Origin of the sequence: Nocardia brasiliensis NBRC 14402 (genome assembly GCF_000308475.2) — a bacterium.
Classification (GTDB): Bacteria; Actinomycetota; Actinomycetes; order Mycobacteriales; family Mycobacteriaceae; genus Nocardia; species Nocardia brasiliensis.
On record NZ_BAFT02000014.1, the window covers coordinates 20096 to 27570 of the forward strand.

Sequence of the window (7475 nt, forward strand, 5' to 3'; positions counted from 1 at the left end):
GGGTCGGCGACCCGGCCCGCTGCCGGATCAAGACTGACGGTGGCGCCGGCCGACATGCGCTTCGGACCGCATCCGGTCGACGATGTGCGGGTAGTGCAGCTCGAAGGCGGGACGCTCGGACCGGATTCGGGGCAGCTCGTAGAAGTTGTGCCGCGGCGGCGGGCAGGTGGTGGCCCACTCCAGCGAATTGCCGTACCCCCACGGATCGTCCACGGTGACGACCTGCCCGTAGCGGTAGCTCTTGAAGACGTTCCACAGGAACGGAATCATCGACCCGCCCAGTACGAACGCCCCGATCGTGGAAATCGTGTTGAGCGTGGTGAATCCGTCGCCGGGCAGGTAGTCGGCGTAGCGCCGCGGCATACCCGCGTTGCCGAGCCAATGCTGGGCGAGGAACGTGAGATGGAAGCCGAAAAAGGTGGTCCAGAAATGCCATCTCGCGAGGCGCTCGTCGGCCATGCGCCCGGTGATCTTCGGGAACCAGAAGTAGATGCCGGCGAAGGTGGCGAACACGACGGTGCCGAACAACGTGTAATGGAAGTGCGCGACCACGAAATACGTGTCACTGATGTGGAAGTCCAGCGGTGGGCTGGCCAGGATCACACCGGACAGGCCACCGAATAGGAAGGTCACGAGGAACCCGAGCGAGAACAGCATCGGCGACTCGAAGGTCAGCTGACCGCGCCACATGGTGCCGATCCAGTTGAAGAATTTCACTCCCGTCGGCACCGCGATCAGGAACGTCATCAGCGAAAACCACGGCAGCAGAACAGCTCCCGTGGCGTACATATGATGCGCCCACACCGCCACCGACAGCGCCGCGATGCCCAGGGTCGCGTACACCAGCGCGGTGTAACCGAAGATCGGCTTACGCGCGAACACCGGGAAGATCTCGGACACGATGCCGAAGAACGGCAACGCGATCACATACACCTCGGGATGACCGAAGAACCAGAACAGATGCTGGAACAGGATGACCCCGCCGGTCGCCGGATCGTAGATGTGCCCGCCGAGATGCCGGTCGTAGAACAACGCCAACGCCGCCGCGGTCAGCAGCGGAAACACCATCAGCATCAGCACACTCGCCACGAACACGTTCCAGGTGAAGATCGGCAACCGGAACATCGTCATACCCGGGGCGCGCAGGCACACCACCGTGGTGATCATGTTCACCCCGCCCAGAATCGTGCCGAGCCCCGAGACCCCCACACCGAGAATCCACAGATCCGCGCCCACGCCCGGCGAGTGGATGATATCGGTCAGCGGGACATACGCCGTCCAGCCGAAATCGGCGGCGCCACCTGGGGTCACGAACCCGGCGGTGGCCATCGAGGCGCCGAACAGGTAGAGCCAGTAGCTCAACGCGTTCAACCGCGGGAACGCCACATCCGGAGCTCCGATCTGCAACGGCACCAGGATATTCGCGAAGCCGAAGATGATCGAGGTCGCGTAGAACAGCAACATGATCGTGCCGTGCATGGTGAACAGTTGGTTGTACTGCTCCGGCGAGAGGAACTGCAGACCCGGCCGCGCCAGCTCGCCACGGATCAGCAACCCCATGACACCCGCGATGAGGAAGAACGTCATCGAGGTCACCAGATACATCTGACCCAGCACCTTCGGGTCGGTCGTGGTGACCATCCGGTACAGCGCCGAGCCCTTCGGCAACCGCCGCGCCGGATACGGCCGCCGCGCCACCAATTCCGGTTCCGGCTTGGGAGTTACCGCAGTCACCACACCCTCCTCACACCTCGGCGTCGGTCGCCGTCGGCCCGCGCATCACCCGCGGCCGAGCCGACCGTAAACACCGCGCGTCCCCCGAAACACCCTCTGCGCAAAGGAAATGACCTTCGGCGACCCACCCGATGACCTTCGTCCTCGCGCGCGGGACCTGCGCGGCGGCGAAGCCGGACCGAAGGTCCGCCACGGCAGGGACGAACGACTCTGCCCGCCGTCGCGCGCACGACATAACCTGGTTCCGGTCAGCTGCTTTCGCCCGGCTGACCTGGCGCGAGCCCTACCCCACAGCATTCGGCCGCGCCGCCGTGTTGTTGCCGCCGGGGTCGATCCTTCCCTCGGCGGCAACAACCATGTCCGGGCGAAGCGCTACGGCCACAACGACTTCCGGCATCAAGTGGCCGATCCGGTGGCTCCGTCCGGCGGCGATGGTGACATGACACGATTGGCCAGCGATCCACGGGGTACGGCTGATGAATGCGGGGAGCGCGCTTCGCCGGGACCCTCGCCGATTCAGCAGCAATTCCGCAGGGGAAGGAACGAACGCGATGACAGACACCCTGGTCGATCTGACCGCGGACAGCGGACAGGTCGCACGCCCGGATACCCGAGGGCAATCACCCTGGCGCAGTGGTCATTCCGCTGCCGCGACGGAATGGCGCGACGCCAAAACCGTACTGGTGACCAGGATCACCGGCCCGCGGCAGCTGACGACCGTGCCACGGTTGGTCATTCCCATCGGCGATACCCAGCTCGCCTTCCGGGTGTCGTCGAAATCCGCTGAGGCCGAGCAGTTGGCCCGCGACGGCCGCGTGCTGGTACAGCCGGGCGACCGGCGCGGCACGCCCGCCCTCGGCTCCCATCAGCGGCAGGGCCAGGCCCAGCTGGTGACCGCGGGCACACTGCTCCCCTACGTCGAGTCCGAGATCGCCGCGAAGTACCGGTGGCGAATTCCCATGGCACGCTTCGCCCATCGCCTCGGCCATGGCGACGCACCCTACGCCGACGTCGTCGTGCTGGTCGCCGTGGCCGAGCCGAGCAGCATCCCCATGTTGCCGCAGTAGCGGATTCGCGCACGGCAGATCAGAGCGCCGCCAAACGGTGCAGGTGCTCGGCGAAGAGGCGGCCCGCATCCAGGGTGTGCGCCCGCGTGTCGATCGTGAGCTGCCCGTCGTAGGTCGTTATGACATGCGGCGTGAGGGCCGGCAGCGGCGCGTCGGACATGAGGGGATGGAAGTCTTCGACGGTGAGATCGGCCGGGGTCGGCAGCGGCGGAATCACACCCCAGTTCGTCGAGATCAGCGCTCTGGACAAAGCTTCGGGCGTCAGCAGGAACGCGAGTTCGGCACCGCCGGCGAACAGGGCGCCGGTGGCGATAGACTCGCGCAGCGTGCCGCTGACCGCCCGGGCGAGGGCGAGCAGGTCGCGCTCGCTGTGCGGCTCGGCGGCGAAGTAGGCGATGCTCAACACGTTGGTCCCCTCGGGATATCCGACCCGGGGGCTGAGTCGGCTGCGCAGATCGACGGGATAGGTGTAGTGCAGTGTGTCGATATCGACGCCACGGCTCTGCGCGGTCGCGGCGAGCAACGCCGCCGAGACCAATCCATTGATCGTGGTGCCGTGCTGCCGCCCCGTGGCCAGTAGGGACCGAGTCTCGTTGGCGGACAAGCGGGTACGAATACGTTCGGCCGGAGACGCCGAAGTGCCCGCCGGCGATTCGAGCCAGTCCGTATCCGGCAGTTCGACGGCAGGCGCGGCCGCGACACCGCGCGCCGCGAGCAGGTGCTCGAGTGAATGCGGGTAGGCGTGGCGCGCGGGTGCGACGGACGCGCCTTCGGCGTGCGCGGTGTAGTACTGCCACAGTTCCGACAGCAGGTGCAACGAGTGGTGACCATCGGCGATGGCGTGATGGGTCAGCAGGGTCACCGCGGCCGTATCGTCGCTACCGCGCACCATATGGATCGCCGCTGCGCGGCCGTCCAGGCCCGGCAGCTCGTACAACGGGTCCTCGACCGGACCGGCCACCTCGAACAGCGCGGCCGCGACGTCGGGCACCGTCGCGATGGCGGGCCCGCTCTCGTCATCCTGCACTATCCGGGTGGACAGCACCGGATACGCGCCACGTAGTGTCTCGAAGGCCCGGCCCAGCACAGCGGGGTCGAGCCTGCCGCGCACTCGGGTCGAGTACCCCACGTAGAGCCCGAACCGGAAATACATGAGCTCACTCGGGGCGAGCGGACGAACCAACAGCTGCGACGACGTCATGACACTGCCTCCTTCGACTTCACCTGGGGTCGAGCAGCCCGGAACCGCCGCCCTAACGGCACTGGTAAGGGGAGGTCGGCTAACCACAGGCTAAGCCGAAGTGGCAGACTCTGCCATAACGTCTCAGCAAGCCATAAGGGTAATTTCTGCCACACAACCAGGCAGGACTCGGGACCGTTTGTTTCACGCGCTGCGCCTGCGGACCGTGAGCAAGCGTTGATCTCCCGGTCATTGCGCGCATCATGCCCGCAATACCTGCTGCATACCTTGGGTTGAACCGATAATGGGAGGCCTGAGTTGAGCATGCTGACGCGTAACCGTGACATCGAAAATTGGGATGCCGAGGATGTCGCGGCCTGGGAAGCAGGTGGAAAAGATATCGCCAGACGAAATCTGATCTGGTCGGTCGTCGCCGAGCATGTCGGATTCTCGGTGTGGTCGATCTGGTCGGTGATGGTGCTGTTCATGCCGGCCGAAACCTACGGTATCGACCCGGCCGGCAAGTTCTTCCTGGTCGCGGTGCCGACGCTGGTCGGCGCGATCCTGCGCATTCCGTACACGGTGGCCACCGCGAAATTCGGCGGCCGCAATTGGACCATCTTCAGCGCGGTCCTGCTGCTGATTCCGACGCTGCTCACGCTGTATTTCATCAATCAGCCCGGCACCTCGTACACGACATTTCTGATCGTGGCCGCGTTCGCCGGCGTCGGCGGCGGCAACTTCGCCTCGTCGATGACGAATATCAACGCTTTCTACCCGCAGCGGCTCAAGGGCTGGGCGCTCGGGTTGAACGCGGGCGGCGGCAATATCGGCGTACCGGCGATTCAGCTGCTCGGCCTGCTGATCATCGCGACGCTCGGCAACGACTACGCCTCGCTGATCTGCGCGATCTACCTGGTCCTGGTGGCGGTCGCCGCGCTCGGCGCCGCGCTGTACATGGACAATCTGCGTAATCAGAAGGCCGATCTCGCCGACATGCTCGCGGCACTGAAGGTGCCGCAGTCCTGGGCGATCGCGTTCCTGTACATCGGCACGTTCGGTTCGTTCATCGGTTACAGCTTCGCGTTCGGCCAGGTCCTGCAGATCAGCTTCAAAGCAGGGGGTGACACCGCCGCGCAGGCGGCGCTGCACGCCGCGCAGATCGCGTTCATCGGTCCGCTGCTCGGTTCGCTGGCCCGCCCGTACGGCGGCAAGTGGGCCGACCGGATCGGCGGTAGCAAGGTGACCATGTACGTCTTCGGGGCGATGATGGCGGCGGCGGTCCTGGTCGTGGTGGCGAGCACGCTCGGTGATCGCAACGGCGGCGTCCCGAGTGGCGCGGCGATGGTGACGCTGATCGCCGGATTCATCGCCCTGTTCATTCTGTCCGGTATCGGCAACGGGTCCGTCACCAAGATCATCCCGTCGGTGTTCGACGCCAAGTCCAAGAGCCTGCATCTCCCCCGCGCCGGGCAGGCCGCGTGGGCCCGTAACACCGGCGGCGCGCTCATCGGTTTCGTCGGCGCGATCGGTGCGCTCGGCGGCGTCGGCATCAATCTGATGCTGCGCTCGTCCTACGCCTCCACCAAGTCCGCGACGACCGCGTTCTGGGTCTTCATGGCGTTCTATGTCGCCTGCGCCCTGGTGGTCTGGGCGGTCTTCCTGCGCCGTCCCCGGGCAGGCGCCGAACCCGACGTGGTGGTCGAGGCGGAAGCGTTCGTCCTGGAAGCCGAAGCGGCCGCGCACAGCAGCCGCTGACCTGCCTGCAGCGCTAAAGCCTTGTGCGCCCCGACCTCGGAAGGTCGGGGCGCACAAGGCTTTTCAGGTCTCGGACGGAACTCTCGCCCGCCGGTTCAGCGCCAGCGATCGGGGGTGACGGGAGCATCCCAGGCGCGGGCGTAGCGGCGCGTGTCGGGCGCGCTGGACTGCTTACGGCGGTACACGACGTAGGGGCGGGTCAGATAGCCGATGGGCGCGCTGAACATGTGCACCAGGCGGGTGTAGGGCCAGACGCCGATCAGGACGAGCACGATCAGGCCGTGCAGCTGGAAGGTCCACGGCGTGCCGACCATCAGTTCCGGCTCCGGATGCGGCGTGAAAAGGCTACGGAACCAAGGGGAAACGGTTTCGCGATAGTTGTAAGTACCCCAGACGAGGTTGCTGCCCCAGGTGTTGAGCAGTCCGGTGACCAGCGCTCCGGCCAGCAGGACGTACATCATTTTGTCGTTGGCAGTGGTGGCCTTGCGCACCGCGGGCACGGTGATCCGGCGGTAGAGCAGAATGCCGACGCCGGCGAGCACAGCCACCCCCGCGATCGAACCCGCCGAAACCGCGATCAGGTGATAGGCGTGCTCGGAGATGCCGACCGCGGCCGTCCACGATTGCGGTATCAGCACCCCCAGCACGTGTCCGCCGATCACACCGAGCATGCCGAAGTGGAACAGCGGGCTGCCCAGGCGCAGCAGGCGGCTCTCGTAGACCTGCGAAGACCTTGTGGTCCAGCCGAATTGGTCGTTCCGATAGCGCCACAGGTGGCCGAGAACGAACGAGGTGAACGCCACATACGGCAGGGTCAACCATAGGGTGCTGGTCATCGGCGGCCTTCTCCTTGCGCGAACATCGTGGGATCCATGGCGAACGGCTCGAGTCCCACTTCTTCCTCCGGTGGCCCCTGCGCGGCCAATTCGGCGATCCGCCGCCGGTCCGCGGTGGTCGGCGGCGGCAGCGTGGCCAGCACGGCAGCGAGCACGTCGGCGTACGGAGAACCGCTGTCCGACAACGAGAGCCGGAGCAGCTCCAGCACCGGCACGTGCTCGCCGAGCAAGCGTTCGCCGCCGATCGGGTCGACCGTCGCCGCGAATTCCAGCAGTACCGCCAGGTGATCGGGCAACTCCTCGTCGCCGAGTTCGACGCCCGCCTGCCGGTAGGCGTGTTTGAAGCGGAGCAGCGCCATCCCGCGCTTACGGGTATCGCCGTACGCGTAGAAGGTCAGGTGCATGCTGGAGCGCCGGCGCATGTCGAAAGTGCGGACGTATTCGGCCGCGAGGTCCAGTGGCGCGGCGCCCCGGATATGGGCAAGGAATCCGAGCAGCGGCTCCCGCACCGCGGGCGGCAATTCTGTTGCGGCGTAGAGCAGCTCGTCCGTCATCGCGAGCAGTTGTTCGCTCGGATAGTCGAGCAGCAGCGCGGCGATCCGCCAGACCAGGCGGCGGTCCCGCTCGGCCATGGGCACCGCGGGTTCCGGCCGGCGCCGGACCTTCAGCAGCGCCATGATGGGCTCTTGTTCATTGCGGTGTCCCCGTGGGTGTCGGGGCGGCGAGTGGAGTGCCTTCCGGCACAGCCTCATTGCTTCCGTTCGCCGCCGCGCCGTTTCCGTTCGTGCCGTTGTGCTTTTCCGGGCCGTCGGTGCCGTTCTGCGCTGCGGGCAGCAACCCGCTGGTGCTCTTGCCATCCCAGTTGAGCAGGTTGACGCGAGTGGACTTCTCGTCCGGCGC

General features: G+C 66.2%; 6 protein-coding genes and 1 pseudogene. 2 read left to right on the forward strand and 5 right to left on the reverse strand.

Annotation, left to right across the window (positions count from 1 at the left end; genetic code table 11):
* Positions 1–27: 27 nt before the first annotated feature.
* Positions 28–1734, reverse strand: a complete 1707-nt coding sequence (ctaD, locus tag TY25_RS02320) for an aa3-type cytochrome oxidase subunit I (RefSeq protein WP_042253773.1) — start codon at positions 1732–1734, stop codon at positions 28–30.
* A 551-nt stretch (positions 1735–2285) separates the two neighbouring features.
* Between ctaD and TY25_RS02325 the strand changes: the two genes are divergently transcribed.
* On the forward strand, positions 2286–2801 hold the full coding sequence (locus TY25_RS02325; RefSeq protein WP_052281347.1) for a hypothetical protein: 516 nt from the start codon (positions 2286–2288) through the stop codon (positions 2799–2801).
* Positions 2802–2820: 19 nt separating this feature from the next.
* Here the strand turns inward: TY25_RS02325 and TY25_RS02330 are convergent, their stop codons facing one another.
* A complete protein-coding gene (locus TY25_RS02330; protein WP_042253757.1) occupies positions 2821–4002 on the reverse strand; it encodes a phthiocerol/phthiodiolone dimycocerosyl transferase family protein in 1182 nt (393 codons plus the stop codon).
* A 303-nt stretch (positions 4003–4305) separates the two neighbouring features.
* On the opposite strand from TY25_RS02330, the gene TY25_RS02335 reads away from it, so the two are divergent.
* Positions 4306–5739 (forward strand): nitrate/nitrite transporter, encoded by a 1434-nt coding sequence (locus tag TY25_RS02335; protein ID WP_042253759.1) that lies wholly within the window; start codon positions 4306–4308, stop codon positions 5737–5739.
* Positions 5740–5834: 95 nt separating this feature from the next.
* On the opposite strand, the gene narI is transcribed toward TY25_RS02335, so the two are convergent.
* The 3 genes and pseudogenes from narI to narY form a co-directional block, all read right to left on the reverse strand.
* Positions 5835–6575, reverse strand: a complete 741-nt coding sequence (gene narI, locus TY25_RS02340) for a respiratory nitrate reductase subunit gamma (protein WP_042253761.1) — start codon at positions 6573–6575, stop codon at positions 5835–5837.
* Entirely contained in the window at positions 6572–7252 is a 681-nt protein-coding gene (gene narJ, locus TY25_RS02345; RefSeq protein ID WP_042253762.1) for a nitrate reductase molybdenum cofactor assembly chaperone, read from the reverse strand. Before narJ ends, narI begins: the two co-directional genes overlap by 4 nt.
* Before the next feature lie 13 nt (positions 7253–7265).
* A pseudogene (gene narY / locus TY25_RS43160) lies at positions 7266–7475 on the reverse strand (nitrate reductase subunit beta); the annotation flags it as partial.